Origin of the sequence: Streptomyces sp. Je 1-79 (genome assembly GCF_025195125.1) — a bacterium.
Lineage (GTDB): Bacteria > Actinomycetota > Actinomycetes > Streptomycetales > Streptomycetaceae > Streptomyces.
The window spans coordinates 570,711-589,056 of sequence record NZ_JAMGSL010000002.1 but is presented as its reverse complement, the minus strand read 5'-3'; the positions used below and the strand labels follow the sequence as shown (position 1 = coordinate 589,056).

General features: G+C 71.3%; 13 protein-coding genes. 10 read left to right on the top strand and 3 right to left on the bottom strand.

Features of this window, described 5'->3' with window-relative positions:
- The 10 genes from M5362_RS05440 to M5362_RS05395 form a co-directional block, all read left to right on the top strand.
- On the top strand, window positions 1-2,965 hold a 2,965-nt coding region (locus M5362_RS05440; protein WP_260226152.1), incomplete at its 5' end, for a HAMP domain-containing protein.
- Between the two features lie 241 nt (window positions 2,966-3,206).
- A complete protein-coding gene (locus M5362_RS05435) occupies window positions 3,207-3,881 on the top strand; it encodes a two-component system response regulator (RefSeq protein WP_260226151.1) in 675 nt (224 codons plus the stop codon).
- Window positions 3,882-4,008: 127 nt separating this feature from the next.
- Window positions 4,009-6,846 (top strand): DNA translocase FtsK, encoded by a 2,838-nt coding sequence (locus tag M5362_RS05430; protein ID WP_260226150.1) that lies wholly within the window; start codon window positions 4,009-4,011, stop codon window positions 6,844-6,846.
- Window positions 6,847-7,074: 228 nt separating this feature from the next.
- Window positions 7,075-7,899, top strand: coding sequence for a helix-turn-helix domain-containing protein (locus tag M5362_RS05425; protein WP_260226149.1), 825 nt, complete (start codon window positions 7,075-7,077; stop codon window positions 7,897-7,899).
- Between the two features lie 73 nt (window positions 7,900-7,972).
- Window positions 7,973-9,469: a 30S ribosomal protein S12 methylthiotransferase RimO gene (rimO, locus tag M5362_RS05420; RefSeq protein ID WP_260226148.1), complete on the top strand. Its 1,497-nt coding sequence runs from the start codon at window positions 7,973-7,975 to the stop codon at window positions 9,467-9,469.
- Complete coding sequence (gene pgsA, locus M5362_RS05415) at window positions 9,466-10,239, top strand: CDP-diacylglycerol--glycerol-3-phosphate 3-phosphatidyltransferase (RefSeq protein WP_260226147.1); 774 nt, start codon at window positions 9,466-9,468, stop codon at window positions 10,237-10,239. The genes rimO and pgsA overlap by 4 nt, the downstream gene beginning before the upstream one ends.
- Window positions 10,236-10,745 carry a CinA family protein gene (locus tag M5362_RS05410; RefSeq protein ID WP_260226146.1) on the top strand — a complete coding sequence of 170 codons (510 nt, stop codon included), beginning with the start codon at window positions 10,236-10,238 and terminating at the stop codon, window positions 10,743-10,745. The genes pgsA and M5362_RS05410 overlap by 4 nt, the downstream gene beginning before the upstream one ends.
- Window positions 10,746-10,854: 109 nt before the next feature.
- Window positions 10,855-11,238, top strand: a complete 384-nt coding sequence (locus M5362_RS05405; protein WP_019889909.1) for a helix-turn-helix domain-containing protein — start codon at window positions 10,855-10,857, stop codon at window positions 11,236-11,238.
- A gap of 164 nt (window positions 11,239-11,402) precedes the next feature.
- Window positions 11,403-11,873, top strand: a complete 471-nt coding sequence (locus tag M5362_RS05400; protein ID WP_260226144.1) for a Dps family protein — start codon at window positions 11,403-11,405, stop codon at window positions 11,871-11,873.
- 221 nt (window positions 11,874-12,094) lie between these two features.
- The gene (locus M5362_RS05395; protein ID WP_260226143.1) at window positions 12,095-12,412 is read left to right on the top strand and encodes a hypothetical protein; all 318 of its coding nucleotides are present in this window, start codon (window positions 12,095-12,097) and stop codon (window positions 12,410-12,412) included.
- Here M5362_RS05395 and M5362_RS05390 read toward each other — a convergent pair.
- From M5362_RS05390 to M5362_RS05380, 3 genes are all read right to left on the bottom strand, one after another.
- Window positions 12,360-13,124 (bottom strand): SDR family NAD(P)-dependent oxidoreductase, encoded by a 765-nt coding sequence (locus tag M5362_RS05390; protein WP_260226142.1) that lies wholly within the window; start codon window positions 13,122-13,124, stop codon window positions 12,360-12,362. The two genes, M5362_RS05395 and M5362_RS05390, sit on opposite strands and share 53 nt — an antisense overlap.
- Window positions 13,125-13,210: 86 nt before the next feature.
- On the bottom strand, window positions 13,211-13,999 hold the full coding sequence (locus tag M5362_RS05385) for an Fpg/Nei family DNA glycosylase (RefSeq protein WP_260226141.1): 789 nt from the start codon (window positions 13,997-13,999) through the stop codon (window positions 13,211-13,213).
- Between the two features lie 18 nt (window positions 14,000-14,017).
- On the bottom strand, window positions 14,018-18,346 hold a 4,329-nt coding region (locus tag M5362_RS05380; RefSeq protein WP_260226140.1), incomplete at its 5' end, for a helicase-related protein.

The following is an 18,346-nucleotide window of genomic DNA, read 5'->3' as shown; positions in this document are numbered from 1 at the left end:
GGTGCGCGGGGTCACCGGCACCTGGAAGGACCTCAGCGACAACGTCAACCTGATGGCCAACAACCTGACGAGTCAGGTGCGGAACATCTCCCGGGTCTCGGCGGCGGTCGCCAACGGCGATCTGACGAAGAAGGTGACGGTCGAGGCGCGAGGCGAGGTCGCCGAGCTCGCCGACACCGTCAACACGATGGTGACGACCCTGTCGTCGTTCGCGGACGAGGTGACGCGAGTCGCCCGCGAGGTGGGTACCGAAGGCGAACTGGGCGGCCAGGCAAGGGTTCCGGGTGTCTCCGGCACCTGGAAGGACCTGACCGAGTCGGTGAACTCGATGGCGTCGAACCTGACGGGCCAGGTGCGTCAGATCGCCACGGTCACCACCGCCATCGCCAAGGGCGATCTCACCAAGAAGATCGACATCGACGCGCGCGGCGAGATCCAGGAGCTGAAGAACACCATCAACACGATGGTCGACCAGCTGTCCAACTTCGCCGAGGAGGTCACGCGTGTGGCCCGCGAGGTGGGCACGGACGGACAGCTCGGCGGCCAGGCACGGGTCCGGGACGTCGACGGCACCTGGCGCGACCTGACCGAGTCCGTGAACGAGATGGCCGGGAACCTGACCCGGCAGGTGCGCGCGATCGCGGCCGTCGCCACCGCGGTGACCCGGGGCGACCTGAACCTGAAGATCGACGGTGTGGACGCGGCGGGCGAGATCCAGGCCCTCCAGGACAACATCAACACCATGATCGCCAACCTGCGCGACACGACCCTCGCCAACGAGGAGCAGGACTGGCTCAAGGGCAACCTCGCCCGGATCTCCGGTCTGATGCAGGGCCGGCGCGATCTGGACGACGTCGCCTCGCTCATCATGAGCGAACTGACCCCGGTGGTCTCCGCCCAGCACGGCGCCTTCTTCGTGGCGGTGCCGAGCGGCTCGTCGACGGTCAGCCCCGAACTGGGCGGGCAGGGGGAGGGCTCGTACGAGCTGCGGATGCGCGGCAGTTACGGCTACTCCGCCGGTTCCATGCCCACGTCCTTCCGCCCCGGTGAGACGCTCATCGGGACGGCCGCCGAGGAGAAGCGGACCATCCAGGTCAACGTGCCGCCGGGCTATCTGAAGATCTCCTCCGGTCTCGGCGAGGCCGCTCCGGCGCATGTGATCGTGCTCCCCGTCCTCTTCGAGGGGAAGGTACTGGGCGTGATCGAGCTGGCCTCCTTCCAGCCGTTCACGCAGATCCAGCGGGACTTCCTCAACCAGCTCGCCGAGCTGATCGCGACCACGGTCAACACCATCAGCGTCAACACCAAGACCGAGGTGCTGCTCAAGCAGTCCCAGGAGCTGACCGAGCAGCTGCGCGAGCGCTCGGCCGAGCTGGAGCACCGGCAGAAGGAGCTCCAGGGCTCCAACGCCGAGCTGGAGGAGAAGGCCGAACTGCTCGCCCGGCAGAACCGGGACATCGAGGTGAAGAACACCGAGATCGAGGAGGCCCGGCAGGTCCTGGAGGAGCGGGCCGAACAGCTCGCCGTCTCCATGCGGTACAAGTCCGAGTTCCTGGCCAACATGTCGCACGAGCTGCGCACCCCGCTGAACTCGCTGCTGATTCTGGCCAAGTTGCTCGCCGACAACGCGGACCACAACCTCTCGCCGAAGCAGGTCGAGTTCGCCGAGACCATCCACGGCGCCGGCTCCGACCTGCTCCAGCTGATCAACGACATCCTCGACCTGTCCAAGGTCGAGGCGGGCAAGATGGACGTCTCCCCGACCCGTATCGCGCTGGTGCAGCTCGTCGACTACGTCGAGGCGACCTTCCGGCCGCTGACCGCGGAGAAGGGGCTCGACTTCTCGGTCCGGGTCTCGCCCGAACTGCCCGCCACGCTCCACACCGACGAACAGCGCCTGCTCCAGGTGCTGCGCAACCTGCTCTCCAACGCGGTGAAGTTCACCGACTCGGGCGCGGTCGAGCTGGTCATCCGGCCGGCCGGGACGGACGTACCGCAGTCGATCCGGGAGCAGCTCCTGGAGTCCGGTTCGCTGCGCGACCCGGAGGCCGAGCTGATCGCCTTCTCGGTGACCGACACCGGGATCGGGATCGCGGCCGGGAAGATGCGGGTGATCTTCGAGGCGTTCAAGCAGGCGGACGGGACGACCAGCCGCAAGTACGGCGGTACGGGTCTGGGGCTCTCGATCAGCCGGGAGATCGCACGGCTCCTCGGTGGCGAGATCTACGCGGCGAGCGAGCCGGGCCGCGGCTCGACGTTCACGCTCTATCTGCCGCTCAGCCCCATCGAACTGCCGCAGCACGGGTACGGGTCGGGGGAGCCGGACCCGATGGACCCGCGGTCGGGTCTGGAGGACGGCTCGGGCGACCGGTCCACGGCGCACTTCGCGCCCGGGCCCATGGCGTCCGACCTGCGGTCCGGCGCGGGGGCGCTGTTCCGGCACCGGCGCAAGGCGGTGCAGGCCGGGGTCGAGGAGAGGCCGGCGCTGCCGGGACAGCCCGGCCGCAGCGGTCAGCCCGAGCAGACGGCCGACGAGGAGCGGGTGGAGTCGGAGCCGCGCCGCACGTTCGGCTTCGGCGGCGAGAAGGTGCTGATCGTGGACGACGACATCCGTAACGTCTTCGCGCTCACCAGCGTCCTGGAGCAGCACGGTCTCGCGGTGCTGTACGCGGAGAACGGCCGTGAGGGCATCGAGGTGCTGGAGCAGCACGACGATGTGACGGTCGTTCTGATGGACATCATGATGCCGGAGATGGACGGATACGCGACGACCACCGCGATCCGCCGGATGCCTCAGTTCGCCGGGCTGCCGATCATCGCGCTGACCGCGAAGGCGATGAAGGGGGACCGGGAGAAGGCGATCGAGTCGGGCGCCTCCGACTACGTCACCAAGCCGGTGGATCCCGATCATCTCCTCTCGGTGATGGAGGAGTGGATGCGCGGAAACGGAACCGGGGGTTGTTGACGGACTGTCGCCGCAGGCGTGTGAGGGGCCGGGATACGGGGAACCTTCTGGTCTCTCACCACGTTTCTGCTACGTGCACAGTGACATCGTGGTGACAGGGTGTGGCGACAGGCGGGGTGCGGCTACCATGACCGGCACAAGGACGGACGGCGCATGGGAGTCGTCTTCTGGGGCGGCGCCCGGTGCTTCCCCCGGCTCGGCGAGTCGGGGAGAGCCGATGCCGGGGCGAGGAGGACGGGGCATGGTGCAGAAGGCCAAGATCCTCCTGGTCGATGACCGGCCGGAGAATCTGCTGGCGCTGGAGGCCATTCTCTCCGCGCTCGATCAGACGCTGGTACGGGCATCGTCCGGGGAGGAAGCGCTCAAGGCGCTGCTCACCGACGATTTCGCGGTCATTCTGCTGGATGTCCAGATGCCGGGAATGGACGGATTCGAGACCGCGGCGCACATCAAGCGGCGCGAGCGGACCCGGGACATCCCGATCATCTTCCTGACCGCGATCAACCACGGTCCGCACCACACCTTCCGCGGTTACGCGGCGGGCGCGGTCGACTACATCTCGAAGCCGTTCGACCCGTGGGTGCTGCGCGCCAAGGTCTCCGTCTTCGTCGAGCTGTACATGAAGAACTGCCAGCTCCGCGAGCAGGCCGCGCTGCTCAGGCTCCAGCTGGAGGGTGGCGGTCACGGCGGTCATGCCAAGGAGTCGGCGGGACTGCTCGCCGAGCTCTCCGCCCGCCTCGCGGCGGTCGAGGAGCAGGCGGAGGCGCTCTCCAAGCAGCTCGACGACGACTCGGCCGACGCCGCGGCGGTCGCCACCGCCGCGCACCTGGAGCGCAAGCTCACCGGGCTGCGGAGGGCCCTGGACGCCCTGGAGCCCGGCGCGGGCGGCCCGGCGGTGCTTCCCTCGCAGAGCTGACGTACCGTCAGGATGCGACTGCCCGCAGTGAGCGGGCGTCAGTTTCACGCCCCCGTACGCCCGACACGAACGGGTGAGCCAGGACGGGCACGTGTCCGACACGGCTCACACCGGTAACCTCAGCATCATGGCCTCACGTACGTCCGGCAAGGGTTCCCAGGGCACGGCGGGCACCGCGAAGCCGCGCGCCGGCCGTACGAGCGGTGCCGCGAAGAAGGCGGTGCCCGCGAAGGCGCCCGCCAAGCCCGCCGCGAAGAAGACCACGGCGAAGAAGGCCGCGCCCGCGAAGCGCGCGCCCGCGAGGAAGACCGCGGCGAAGAAGGCCGCGCCCAAGCCCGCGCCGTCCCCGACCGGAGGCGTGTACCGGCTGGCGCGCGGGCTCTGGCTCGGTCTCGCGCACGGCGTGGGGGCGATGTTCCGGGGCATAGGACGCGGAGCCAAGGGGCTCGACCCCGCCCACCGCAAGGACGGGATGGCGCTGCTCCTGCTCGGTGTCGCGCTCATCGTCGCCGCGGGCACGTGGTCGAACCTGCGCGGCCCCGTCGGCGACCTCGTCGAGATGCTCGTCACCGGCGCGTTCGGCCGGCTCGACCTGCTCGTGCCCCTGCTGGTCGGTGCCATGGGCGTCCGGCTGATCCTCTATCCGGAGAAGCCCGAGGCCAACGGCCGGATCGTCATCGGTCTGTCCGCCCTCGTCATCGGCGTGCTCGGACAGGTCCACATCGCCTGCGGCTCGCCGGGGCGCGGTGAGGGCACCGAGGCCATGCAGGACGCCGGCGGGCTCATCGGCTGGGCCGCGTCCAAGCCGCTGATCTTCATGATGGGCGAGGTCCTCGCCGTACCGCTCCTGGTGCTGCTCACCATCTTCGGGCTGCTCGTCGTCACCGCCACACCCGTCAACGCCATCCCGCAGCGCCTGCGCGCCCTCGGCGCCAGGCTCGGCCTCGTCGAGCCGGCGTACGACCCCGAGGCCGAAGGGGAGGCGTACGAGGACGACTGGCGCGAGGGCGACGCGCAGCCCGTCGCCCGTGCCCGGCGCGCCGCTCCCGGGCCGCAGCAGCTCTACGACGTCGACCAGGCGGAGGAGGAGGCGCTCACCCGGCGCAGGCGCCCGCGCCGGCCCTCGACGCAGCCCGCCTTCGACCGGCCCATGGACGCCGTGGACGTCGCCGCCGCCGCTGCCGCCGCCCTCGACGGCGCCGTGCTCAACGGCATGCCGCCCTCCCCGCTGGTCGCCGGGCTGACTCGGGACGTCACCGCCGAACGCGCCGCCGCCGTCGCGGCCACGGCCGCCGAAGCCGCGAAGGGCGCGAAAGGCGGCGAAGCCGCGAAGGGCGCGAAGGGTGCCGAGACCGCGTCCGCCGCGCCGGTGCCGACCGCACGCGGCGAGAAGGCCGGCCGCCCGGCCGGAGCCGTACCGGATCTCACCAAGCCCGCGCCCGAGCACACCGAGCTGCCGCCCCGCGCGGAGCAGCTCCAGCTGTCCGGCGACATCACCTACGCGCTGCCCTCGCTCGACCTGCTGGAGCGCGGCGGGCCGGGCAAGACGCGCAGCGCGGCGAACGACGCCGTGGTGGAGTCCCTCTCGACGGTCTTCAGCGAGTTCAAGGTCGACGCGGCCGTCACCGGCTTCACGCGCGGGCCGACGGTCACGCGGTACGAGGTCGAGCTCGGCCCGGCCGTGAAGGTCGAGAAGATCACGGCGCTGACGAAGAACATCGCCTACGCCGTCGCCTCCCCGGACGTCCGGATCATCTCGCCGATCCCGGGCAAGTCCGCGGTCGGTATCGAGATCCCGAACTCCGACCGCGAGATGGTCAACCTCGGCGACGTGCTGCGGCTGGCCGCCGCGGCCGAGGACGACCACCCGATGCTGGTCGCGCTCGGCAAGAACGTCGAGGGCGGCTACGAGATGGCCAACCTGGCGAAGATGCCGCACATCCTGGTCGCCGGTGCCACGGGCTCCGGAAAGTCCTCGTGCATCAACTGCCTGATCACCTCGGTGATGATAAGAGCGACCCCCGAGGACGTCCGGATGGTGCTGGTCGACCCCAAGCGGGTCGAGCTCACCGCGTACGAGGGCATCCCGCACCTGATCACGCCGATCATCACCAACCCCAAGCGGGCCGCCGAGGCCCTGCAGTGGGTCGTGCGCGAGATGGACCTGCGCTACGACGACCTGGCGGCCTTCGGCTTCCGGCACATCGACGACTTCAACGAGGCCATCCGCAACGGCAAGGTCAAGCTGCCCGAGGGCAGCGAGCGGGAGCTGAAGACCTATCCGTACCTGCTGGTGATCGTGGACGAGCTGGCCGACCTGATGATGGTCGCCCCGCGCGACGTCGAGGACGCCATCGTCCGCATCACCCAGTTGGCCCGCGCCGCCGGAATTCATCTGGTGCTCGCAACCCAGCGGCCCTCGGTGGACGTCGTCACCGGTCTGATCAAGGCGAACGTGCCCTCCCGGCTCGCCTTCGCGACCTCCTCGCTCGCCGACAGCCGGGTCATCCTCGACCAGCCCGGAGCCGAGAAGCTCATCGGAAAGGGTGACGGTCTGTTCCTGCCCATGGGGGCGAACAAGCCCGTCCGGATGCAGGGCGCCTTCGTCACCGAGGCCGAGGTCGCGACGGTCGTCCAGCACTGCAAGGACCAGATGGCGCCGGTCTTCCGGGAGGACGTCACCGTCGGCACCAAGCAGAAGAAGGAGATCGACGAGGAGATCGGCGACGACCTCGATCTGCTGTGCCAGGCCGCCGAGCTGGTCGTCTCCACCCAGTTCGGCTCCACCTCGATGCTCCAGCGGAAGCTGCGCGTCGGCTTCGCCAAGGCCGGCCGGCTGATGGACCTGATGGAGTCGCGGAACATCGTCGGTCCGACCGAGGGGTCCAAGGCGCGGGACGTGCTCGTCAAGCCGGACGAGCTGGACGGGGTGCTGGCCGTGATCCGTGGGGAGTCCGAGGCCTGATCCGCGGCGGCAGGGGTACACGAACGCCGGAACGAGACCGGGTCGAGACTCACTCGTAAGGGAACTTGGGCAACCGTTTCCCTTGGTCGTACGTCAAGTTGGAGGGAGGGACAGAAGGATGTCCCAGCCTCATGGCGTACAAACTGCGTCCGCCCGGTTGCCCCACCCTTTCGTACCACCCATAGACTGAACATCCAGCAGGTGGTTACACGCTCGAAAGGCGCTCTCGTGTCCATCGGCAACTCTTCCGAATCCCCCGAAGACGACCGGAACTTCCCGGCAGACGACCGGGATTCGATCGGTCGTGCACTCCAGCAGGCCCGGATCGCCGCCGGTCTCACCGTCGACGAGGTCAGTGCCTCCACGCGGGTCCGCATCCCGATCGTGCACGCGATCGAGGAGGACGACTTCTCACGCTGTGGTGGCGACGTCTACGCCCGCGGCCACATCCGTACGCTCGCGCGCGCCGTCGGCGTCGATCCCGCGCCGCTGGTCGAGCAGTACGACTCCGATCACGGCGGACGACCCGCGCCGACCCCCGCAGCGCCGCTCTTCGAGGCGGAACGCATCCGCCCCGAGCCGCGTCGCCCCAACTGGACCGCGGCCATGGTGGCCGCGATCGTGGCCGTCGTCGGCTTCGTCGGCTTCACGATGTTCAGCGGGAACGACACCTCGGGCGGGGCGGGTGCCGTCGCCGAGGGACCTGCCCCGGAGAAGAAGACCACCAGCCCCACCACGAAGCCGACCAGGACCGCCAAGCCGGTGCCGAGCGCGATCGCGGCGGTCCCGAAGGACAAGGTCACGGTCAAGCTGACCGCGGTCGACGACAAGAGCTGGATCTCCGCGAAGGCGAGCGACGGCAAGCTGCTCTTCGACGGGCTCCTCCTCGCGGGCGAGTCCAAGACCTTCCAGGACGACGAGCGCGTCGACCTGATCCTCGGCAACGCCGGCCCGATCGAGCTCTTCGTGAACGGCAAGAAGATCGAGGAGAAGTTCGAGTCCGGGGCCGTCGAGCGGCTCTCGTACACCAAGGGCGCCCCCGAGTCCGGATGACCTTCCGGGCGGCCGTCGCGCAGGTGAACCCTGCGCGGCGGGGGTACGGCTGGGACAAAGTAGTCTTGAGCCCATGCCCGAACGCCGTACCGTCGCCCTTGTCACTCTTGGCTGCGCCCGTAACGAGGTGGACTCGGAGGAGCTCGCAGGCCGCTTGGCAGCGGACGGCTGGGAGCTCGTCGAGAACGCCGAGGACGCGGATGTCGCCGTCGTCAACACCTGTGGATTCGTCGAGGCCGCCAAGAAGGACTCCGTCGACGCCCTCCTCGAAGCCAATGATCTGAAGGATCACGGCAAGACCCAGGCCGTCGTCGCGGTCGGCTGCATGGCCGAGCGATACGGCAAGGAGCTCGCCGAGGCCCTCCCCGAAGCCGACGGTGTGCTCGGTTTCGACGACTACTCCGACATCTCCAACCGCCTCCAGACCATCCTCAGCGGTGGCAGCGTCGAGGCCCACACCCCGCGTGACCGGCGCAAGCTGCTGCCGCTGTCGCCGGTGGAGCGCCAGGAGGCCGCCGCGGCGGTGGCCCTGCCCGGACACGGAGCCGTCGCCGTCGAGGCGCCCGAGAACGTACCGTCCGACCTGCCCGACGGGCTCGCTCCGGCCTCCGGGCCGCGCGCCCCGCTGCGGCGCCGGCTGGACACCAGCCCCGTCGCCTCGGTGAAGCTCGCCTCCGGCTGCGACCGCCGCTGTTCCTTCTGCGCCATCCCGTCCTTCCGCGGCTCCTTCGTCTCGCGGCGGCCCTCCGACGTCCTCAACGAGACGCGCTGGCTCGCCGAGCAGGGGGTGAAGGAGGTCATGCTGGTCTCCGAGAACAACACCTCCTACGGCAAGGACCTGGGCGACATCCGCCTCCTGGAGAGCCTGCTGCCCGACCTCGCGGCCGTCGACGGCATCGAGCGGGTCCGGGTCAGCTACCTCCAGCCCGCCGAGATGCGGCCCGGCCTGATCGACGTCCTGACCTCGACCGAGAAGGTCGTCCCGTACTTCGACCTGTCCTTCCAGCACAGCGCCCCGGACGTGCTGCGGGCCATGCGCCGCTTCGGCGACACCGACCGCTTCCTGGAGCTCCTGGAGACGATCCGCGGCAAGGCCCCGCTGGCCGGCGCCCGGTCCAACTTCATCGTCGGCTTCCCCGGCGAGACCGAGGCGGACTTCGCCGAGCTGGAACGCTTCATCACCCACGCCCGGCTCGACGCCATCGGCGTCTTCGGCTACTCCGACGAGGACGGCACCGAAGCCGCCACGTACGAGCGGAAGCTCGACCAGGAGGTCGTGGACGAGCGGCTCGCCCACCTCTCGCGGCTCGCCGAGGAGCTCACCGCCCAGCGTGCGGAGGAGCGGATCGGAGAGACCCTGGAAGTACTGGTCGAATCGATCGACGACGAGGACGGCGTGATCGGCCGCGCGGCGCACCAGGCGCCGGAGACGGACGGCCAGGTCGTCATCACCGCGGACTCCGCCGCCCGCCTGGGGCTTGCACCCGGCCGTATGGTCGAGGCGAAGGTCGTGGGAACGGAAGGCGTCGACCTGGTGGCCGAGTGTCTTTTCGAGGAGGCGGGCAGATGACCGGAGTCCCGGCATCCGCGGCGGGCGGGACCGGTAGGCCCGCGCCCGGCGGCAAGCTGGGCTCCGCGGCCGTCAACCAGGCCAGCCTGTGGAACATCGCCAACATCCTCACCATGATCCGCCTGGTGCTGGTGCCCGGCTTCGTGGTGCTGCTGCTCCAGGACGGTGGGCACGACCCGGTCTGGCGCGCCTGGGCCTGGGCGGCGTTCGCGGTCGCCATGATCACGGACGTGTTCGACGGCCATCTGGCGCGGACGTACAACCTGGTCACGGACTTCGGGAAGATCGCCGACCCGATCGCCGACAAGGCGATCATGGCCGCCGGGCTGATCTGCCTGTCCTCGCTCGGTGACCTGCCCTGGTGGGTGACGATCGTGATCCTCGCGCGGGAGCTCGGGATCACGCTGATGCGGTTCTGGGTGATCCGGCACGGGGTGATTCCGGCCAGCCGTGGCGGCAAGATGAAGACGTTGGCGCAGGGCACGGCGGTCGGCATGTACGTGCTGGTGCTGACCGGTCCACTTGCCACGTTGCGCTTCTGGGTGATGGTGGTCGCCGTCGTGCTGACGGTCGTCACCGGACTGGACTACGTGCGGCAGGCGATCGTGCTGCGGCGCCGGGGCCTCGCGGAGGAACGGGCCGCGGGACTCCCGGGGACCGTGCGGCAGGCGGCGCCGGAATCGGCGGGCGGGTCGGCTGACGAGGAGCACGGGGCCTCCGGGGCCTCCGACACGTCCACGAAGGGGCCGGCGGCGGGGTCGGCACGATGAACGCCGCCGCCCGGGTGCTGGAGCTGCTTGCGGAGCGTGGTCAGAGCCTCGCCGCCGCGGAGTCCCTCACGGGCGGTCTGGTGGCCGCGGAGCTCACCTCCGTGCCCGGAGCATCGATGTCGTTCCGCGGGTCCGTCACGGCGTACGCCACGGCCCTCAAGCGGGATCTCCTCGGCGTCGACGGGACCCTCCTGACGGAGCGCGGCGCGGTCGATCCCGAGGTCGCGCTGCAGATGGCGGCGGGTGCCCGCGTCCGGCTCGGCGCCGACTGGGGCGTCGCGACGACCGGTGTCGCCGGACCGGAACCGCAGGACGGACAGGCCGTCGGCACCGTGTACGTGGCGGTGGCCGGGCCCGTGGGCGGCGGGAAAGTGGCCGCGTTGCGGTTGAACGGCGACCGTGCGGAAATCCGTAGAGAGAGCGTACGGAGCGTGCTGGAACTGCTCGCCGACGAACTCTCGGGAAATGGGCGGGCACAGGATACGGAACAGAACGGGGGGAATTGATGTTTGCAGCCCTGAGTGAACACGACATCGCTCCCCGCACGGCCGCAGCGCGAGGCGGTACGGTGGGGCGTGAAGGATGCGGCTACGCGGTCCGAGGAGGGAGCCACCGATGATTCTGCTCCGTCGCCTGTTGGGTGACGTGCTGCGTCGGCAGCGCCAGCGCCAGGGCCGTACTCTGCGCGAAGTCTCCTCGTCCGCCCGAGTTTCGCTCGGCTATCTCTCCGAGGTGGAGCGGGGGCAGAAGGAGGCTTCCTCCGAGCTGCTCTCCGCGATCTGCGACGCGCTTGACGTACGGATGTCCGAGCTCATGCGTGAAGTGAGCGACGAGCTGTCACTGGCCGAACTGGCCGAGTCTGCAGCGGCGAGCGAACCGGTGCCTGCGCCGGTGCGCCCGATGCTCAATTCGGTGTCGGTGACGTCGGTGGCGGGTGTGCCCACCGAGCGGGTGACCATCAAGGCGCCCGCGGAAGCGGTGGACGTCGTCGCTGCCTGACCCGAAGTGGGCTAATGCCCCGGAGATGTCCCGTTGTGGCCATCGACCGGGGCATTAGTCGTTTCCGGGGTACTTTCGGGCCTTCTCGGCGTGGGTGTTTGAGATGCCCGATTCCGGTGATGCGTGCCATGGTGGGGGAACGTTCGACTGGTTGGAGAACAGGCATGTCCGTCGTGAAGAGCTCGCTGTCCGAAGCCGACCTGAAGACGGTCGGCAACGCTTTGCAGGGCGCGTTGGTCGACCTCGTCGACCTTTCCCTGGTCGCCAAGCAGGTGCACTGGAACGTGGTGGGCCCGCGCTTCCGCTCGGTCCATCTCCAGCTCGACGAGGTCGTGCTCACGGCTCGGCAGCACTCGGACGTCGTGGCCGAGCGTGCCTCGGCCGTGGGCGTCAACCCGGACGGACGGGCCGCGTCGGTGGCCTCGGGAAGCGCCATCGGTGACGTGCCGTCGGGCTGGATCAAGGACGTGGACGCAGTGAAGATCCTGGTGGACGCCCTGGGGGCGGTCATCGCGAGGATGCGGGAGCGGATCGAGGCCACGGACGAGCCGGATCCGGTCACCCAGGACATCCTCATCGGCCTGACGGCCGACCTCGAGAAGCACGCCTGGATGTTCCAGGCGGAAAGCGCGTAGAGATGACGCACCGCGGTGTTTCGCGTGGGGTACCGGGTGTGACGCGCGGTGGGTTGCCGGGTGTGACGCGCGGTGGGTTGCCGGGTGTGGCGTCGGGTGTGACGCGCGGCGGTTTGCCGGGTGTGGCGTCGGCGCCGTGCGCGCTGTGCGCCGGGTCTGCCCCCGGTGCGCCCTCCCGCCGGGCGATACGGCCGGTCTAGCGTCGAGCGCAGGAGGCGGCCATGGTACGGCGACGGGTTCCGCTGGTGATGCTCGTGTGGGTGGCGGGCGGGCTGGTGGCCGGCGGGCTGTGGTGGTGGGCGGTGCTGCGCCTGGTGCTGGTCCCCGAAGAGTCGGGGCTGGTGGAAGGTGCGGTCGCGGCCGGCGGCTGGGGGCTGAGTCTGCTGCCGGTGCACGTGACGGCGTCCGCCGCCGCGGGCGGTCGCGCGGACGGGGGAGCCGCGCGCGCCGGACGGGCCGCGGAGGGCGCAGGGGGTGCCACGCAGGTCACCACGGCATCGCGACGCCGCCGTTGGGGCGGAGGATCTGACCCGTCGTGAAGGAGGCGGCGTCGGACGCGAGGTGGAGGACCGCGTGCGCGATGTCCTCCGGTTCGCCGACTCGCCCCAGGGGCGAGTGGCGGACCATGGCCGCCTCCGCCTGCTGCTGTGCGGCGGGCTCGTGGCGGTCGGTCATGGGCGTACGGATCCAGCCGGGAGCGATCGCGTTGACCCGGATGCCGTGCGGGCCGACCTCGGCGGCCAGCGTCTTGGTCAGCTGGACGACGGCGGCCTTGGTGACGCTGTAGCAGAGCAGTCCCGGGCTCGCGGTGTCCATGGCCCCTGAGGCCATCGTGACGATGGAGCCGCGGGTTCCGGTGGCGATCATCGAGCGGGCCGCCTCCTGGCAGGCGTAGAGCACGCCCTTGAAGTTGACCGCGAGGACGCGGTCGAGGTCCTCGTCGCGCGTGTCCAGGACCGTGCTCGTGTGCATGATCCCCGCGACCGCGGCCATGGTGTGCAGCGGGCCCGCGCTCGCGACGGCGGCGGCGAGGGCGGAGCGGTCGGTGACGTCGAGAACGTGGGTGTGGGCGGTGCCGCCCTGTTCCGACACGAGTTTCGCGGCCTCGCGGAGGCCGAGTTCGTCGCGGTCCGCGCAGTGGACGGTGGCGCCCGCCCGGGCGAGGAGCGTGGCGGTCGCGCGCCCGATTCCGCTCGCGGCTCCGGTGACGAAGGCGGTGCGGCCGGTGAAGTCGTACGCCGTGAGGACCATGACGGGACCGTACGGCTGAATCTGACGGCCCGTCAATTAGTCGGCACGGATTCCCCGGCGGCCCGGCCGGCGGTGAGCGGGCGGGGTCAGGTCGAGGGGCCCTTCTGACAGCCGGGGCACCAGTACGAGACGCGGTCGCCGAGCTCGGCCCGGCGCACGGCGGTGCCGCAGCGCAGGCAGGGACGGTGCTCCCGCCCGTAGACGTACAGGTGGTGCGCGAGGTGACGGGTCGTGGTCGTGCGCCGGTCCGGACGGTCCTTGTTCGCCTCCAGAAGGCGGTGGGCGGTGGCGACCAGCCGTTCCGGGACGCCGGGCGGGAGCTCGCCGACCGGGAGCCAGGGGGTGACGGCGGCGAGGAACGCCAGCTCCGATTTGTAGACGTTGCCGATGCCCGCGAGATTCCGCTGGTCGAGGAGGGCCTCGCCGAGCGGGCGGCCGGGCTCGGCCGTGAGGCGTCGGACGGCCTCGGCCGGGTCCCAGCCAGGGCCGAGGAGATCCGGGCCGAGATGGCCTACGACGTTCTCCTCCTCGGCCGTGCGGATCAGCTCCAGGACCGGGAGGCGGTAGCCGACGGCGGTCTGCTCGGTGTTGGCGAGGATCGCCCTGATCTGGTGCGCCGCGCCACCGCTCCAGCGCGCACCGGTGGCGAACACTCGCCACGAGCCCTCCATCCGCAGATGCGAGTGGAGGGTCAGTCCGCCGTCGATCCGGGTCAGCAGGTGCTTGCCGCGCGGAGTCACGTCCAGGACCGCGCGGCCGGTGAGATCGGCGGTCGCGAACCGGGGGACGCGCAGATCGGACCGGGTCAGGACGCGTCCCGCCAGCGCGGTGTGCAGACGGTGGGCGGTCCGCCAGACGGTGTCTCCTTCGGGCATGGCTCCATGATGGGTCTCTTACGGGCGCAGGCGCAGCCCCCGCGGGGTGGCGTGGAAGCCGGCCGCCTCCAGCGGACGGGCGAGCGGGGAGGTGAGAGCGGGGGAGCCGTTGATCCGCTCGACCGTGACCGTGCCGAGCGATCCCGCCAGGGCGGCCGAGGCGAGTGACTGGGCCGCGGCTCTCAGCGCCGGGTCGTCGGGGTCGGTCGGCCAGCACAGCAGGGTCTTGCCGCCGCGCTCCATGTAGAGCGTGAGCTCCCCGTCGACCAGCACGACCATCGAACCCGCCTTGCGGCCGGGCTTGTGTCCCGCGCCGCTGGGCGGTTCGGGCCAGGACAGTGCCGCCCCGTACGCGTTGGCCGGGTCGGCGGCGGCCAGCACCACCGCGCGCGGCCCCGCGGCGGCCTCGGCGCCCCGGTCCCTGGCGGTCGCCGCCGCCCGGAGCCGGTCCACCGCCCCGTCCATCGCGAACTGGGCCGCGCCGAGACCCTCCACCACATAGCCGCGGCGCGCCTGCCCGGTGTCCTCGAAGGCGGACAGGATGCGGTACGTCGCGGAGAAACCGCCCTCGACGCCCTCGGCCGCCACGGCGCCCCGGGTGACCACACCGTGGCGGTCCAGGAGCGTGCGGGCGAGTGCGTGGGCGCGGTGCGTCGGCTCCGGCTCGGCAGGAGGAAGCAGCGACCAGCGGCCGCTGACCGTCGGCGGGCCGGTCCGGGAGGCGGGCCGGGCCGCCGCGGTGAGCGTGCCGTAACGCCCCCGTGGGATCGTGCGCTTGGCGCGATGAGCCGTGGAACCGGCCGTGCGGCCCGAGCCGAGCAGGGAGCGCAACGGGGCGAGGGTGTCGTTGGTGAGCCGACCCGACCAGGCCAGGTCCCACACCGCGTCGGCCAGCTGGGGATCGGTGGCGTCGGGGTGGGTGGTGGCCCGCACCTCGTCGGCGATCTGGCGGAAGAACAGGCCGAAGCCGCCGGCCAGGATGGTGAGCACCGACTCGTGCAGGGCGGTGAGCTCCAGCGGGTGCGGCGGCGGGAGCAGCAGCGGCGCCGCGTCGGTCAGATAGAGGGAGATCCACCCGTCCTTGCCGGGGAGGGCTCCCGCGCCGGCCCAGACGACCTCGCCGGTCGTGGTCAGCTCGTCGAGCAGCGAGGGGGAGTAGTCCCTGACCCGGGACGGCAGGATGAGCTTCTCCAGGGCCGAGGCAGGAACGGGAGCGCCCTGCAGCTGCTCGACGGCGCGGGCCAGTCCGTCGATCCCGCGCAGGCTGCTGCTCCCCAGGTGCTGCCACTGGGGCAGGAACGTGGCGAGCGCGGCCGGGGGCACGGGCTCCAGTTCGTGGCGGAGCGCGGCGAGCGAGCGACGGCGCAGGCGGCGCAGCACGGCCGCGTCGCACCACTCCTGTCCGATCCCGGACGGGTGGAACTCGCCCTGGACTACCCGGCCGGCCGCGGCCAGGCGGTGGAGGGCTCCGTCGGTGACGGCGGCACCGAGGCCGAAACGGGCGGCGGCCGCGGAGGAGGTGAACGGGCCGTTCGTACGCGCGTGCCGGGCGAGGAGATCGCCCAAGGGGTCCTTCACCGGCTCCGTGAACGCCTCGGGCACGCCCACCGGGAGTGCCGTGCCGAGGGCGTCCCGCAACCGGCCGGCGTCCTCGATCGCCGCCCAGTGGTCCGTGCCGGCGATCCGGACCCGGATGGCCCGACGGGCGGCTCCCAGCTCGTGGACCCAGCCGGGCTGCCCTCCGCGCTCGGCCAACTCGGCCTCCGTGAGCGGGCCGAGGACCCGCAACGCGTCGGCCACGCCCTCCACGTCCTTGATCCGGCGGTCCTCGGTGAGCCACTGGAGCTCGCGCTCCAGCTCCGTCAGCACGTCCGCGTCGAGCAGCTCGCGCAGCTCCGCCTGGCCGAGCAGCTCGGCGAGGAGCCGCGAGTCCAGGGACAGGGCCGCCGCCCTCCGCTCGGCGAGCGGGGAGTCGCCCTCGTACAGGAACTGGGCGACGTAGCCGAAGAGCAGGGAGCGGGCGAACGGCGACGGCTCGGGGGTGGTCACCTCGACCAGGCGGACGCGGCGGGACTCGATGTCGCCCATCAGCTCTTCCAGCCCGGGAACGTCGAAGACGTCCTGAAGGCATTCGCGGACCGCTTCCAGGACGATCGGGAACGATCCGAACTCGCTGGCGACCTGGAGCAGTTGGGCCGCGCGCTGGCGCTGCTGCCAGAGCGGGGTGCGCTTGCCGGGACTGCGCTTGGGCAGCAGCAGGGCCCGTGCGGCGCACTCGCGGAAGCGGGAGGCGAACAGGGCCGATCCGCCGACCTGGTCGGTGACGATCTGACCGATCTCGCCCTTGTCGAAGAGCGCGTCGGCGGCGCCGATCGGCGCCTTGTCGGAGTCGAACGTGGTGTCGAGGTGCCGCCCGGGGTCGACCGGCTCCTCGTCCAGGAGATCCAGGCCCATCAGATCCGCGTCCGGCAGCCGCAGCACGATCCCGTCGTCCGCGTGCATCACCTGGGCGTCCATGCCGTACCGCTCGGCGAGCCGCGCCCCGAGGGCCAGCGCCCACGGCGCGTGCACCTGCGCCCCGAACGGGGAGTGGATGACGACCCGCCAGTCGCCGAGCTCGTCCCGGAACCGCTCCACCAGGATCGTGCGGTCGTCCGGCACATGGCCGCAGGACTGGCGCTGCTCGGTCAGATACGCCAGCACGTTGTCGGCGGCCCAGGCGTCCAGGCCGGCGGCGACCAGCCGGAGCCGGGCGTCCTCCGGCTCCAGGGAGCCGACCTCACGCAGGAACGCGCCCACCGCGCGGCCCAGTTCGAGCGGGCGGCCCAGCTGGTCGCCCTTCCAGAAGGGCAGCCGGCCCGGCACACCGGGGGCCGGGGAGACCAGGACCCGGTCCCGGGTGATGTCCTCGATCCGCCAGGACGTGGTGCCCAGCGTGAAGACGTCGCCGACCCGGGACTCGTACACCATCTCCTCGTCCAGCTCGCCGACCCGGCCGCCGCCCTTCTTGGGATCGGAACCGGCCAGGAAGACGCCGAAGAGGCCCCGGTCGGGGATCGTGCCGCCCGAGGTGACGGCGAGCCGCTGCGCCCCCGGACGGCCCGTGACCGTCCCGGCAACCCGGTCCCACACCACGCGCGGGCGCAGCTCGGCGAAGGCGTCCGAGGGATAGCGGCCGGCCAGCATGTCCAGGACGGCCGTGAACGCGGACTCGGGCAGCGAGGCGAAGGGCGCCGCCCGGCGGACCGTCGCCAGCAGGTCGTCCACCTGCCACGTGTCCAGGGCGACCATCGCCACGAGCTGCTGGGCGAGGACGTCCAGCGGGTTGGCGGGGATACGCATCGACTCGATGGAACCGCTGCGCATCCGCTCGGTGACCACGGCCGCCTGGACCAGGTCGCCGCGGTACTTCGGGAACACCACGCCCGTCGACACCGCGCCGACCTGGTGCCCCGCGCGGCCCACCCGCTGGAGGCCGGAGGCGACCGACGGCGGCGACTCGACCTGCACGACGAGATCCACCGCGCCCATGTCGATGCCCAGCTCCAGGCTGGAGGTGGCCACCACAGCGTGCAGCCGGCCCGCCTTGAGGTCCTCCTCGACCTGTGCGCGCTGCTCCTTGGAGACCGAGCCGTGGTGGGCGCGGGCGAGGAGCGAGGGCGCGCCCTTGGCAGCGCCCGACTGGGCCATGATCTCGGCCGGCGGCGGGCCTTCGGGCAGTGCCTCGCCCGTGGCCCGCTCGTACGCGATCTCGTTCAGCCGGTTGCAGAGCCGCTCCGCGAGCCGGCGCGAGTTCGCGAAGACGATGGTGGAGCGGTGGGCCTGGACGAGATCGGCGATGCGCTCCTCGACCTGCGGCCAGATCGAGGGCCTGTCACCGCCGTCCGTGCCCTCGGAGGCCGGCGAGCCCCCCAGCTCTCCCATGTCCTCGACGGGGACGACCACCGACAGGTCGAATTCCTTGCCGGACGGCGGCTGGACGATCTCCACCCTGCGCTGCGGGGAGAGATAGCGGGCCACCTCGTCCACCGGCCGGACCGTCGCCGACAGACCGATCCGGCGCGCGGGGCGGGGCAGCAGCCCGTCCAGACGCTCCAGGGACACCGCGAGATGCGCGCCGCGCTTCGTCCCGGCCACCGCGTGCACCTCGTCCAGGATCACGGTCTCGATCCCGGCGAGCGCGTCCCGCGTGGCGGAGGTCAGCATCAGGAACAGCGACTCGGGGGTCGTGATCAGGATGTCCGGCGGCTTCGTGGCCAGCGCCCGGCGCTCGGCGGGCGGGGTGTCACCGGAGCGGATCCCGACGCGGACGTCCGGCGGGGCGGGCGCGCCCGCCCCCCCCCAGCC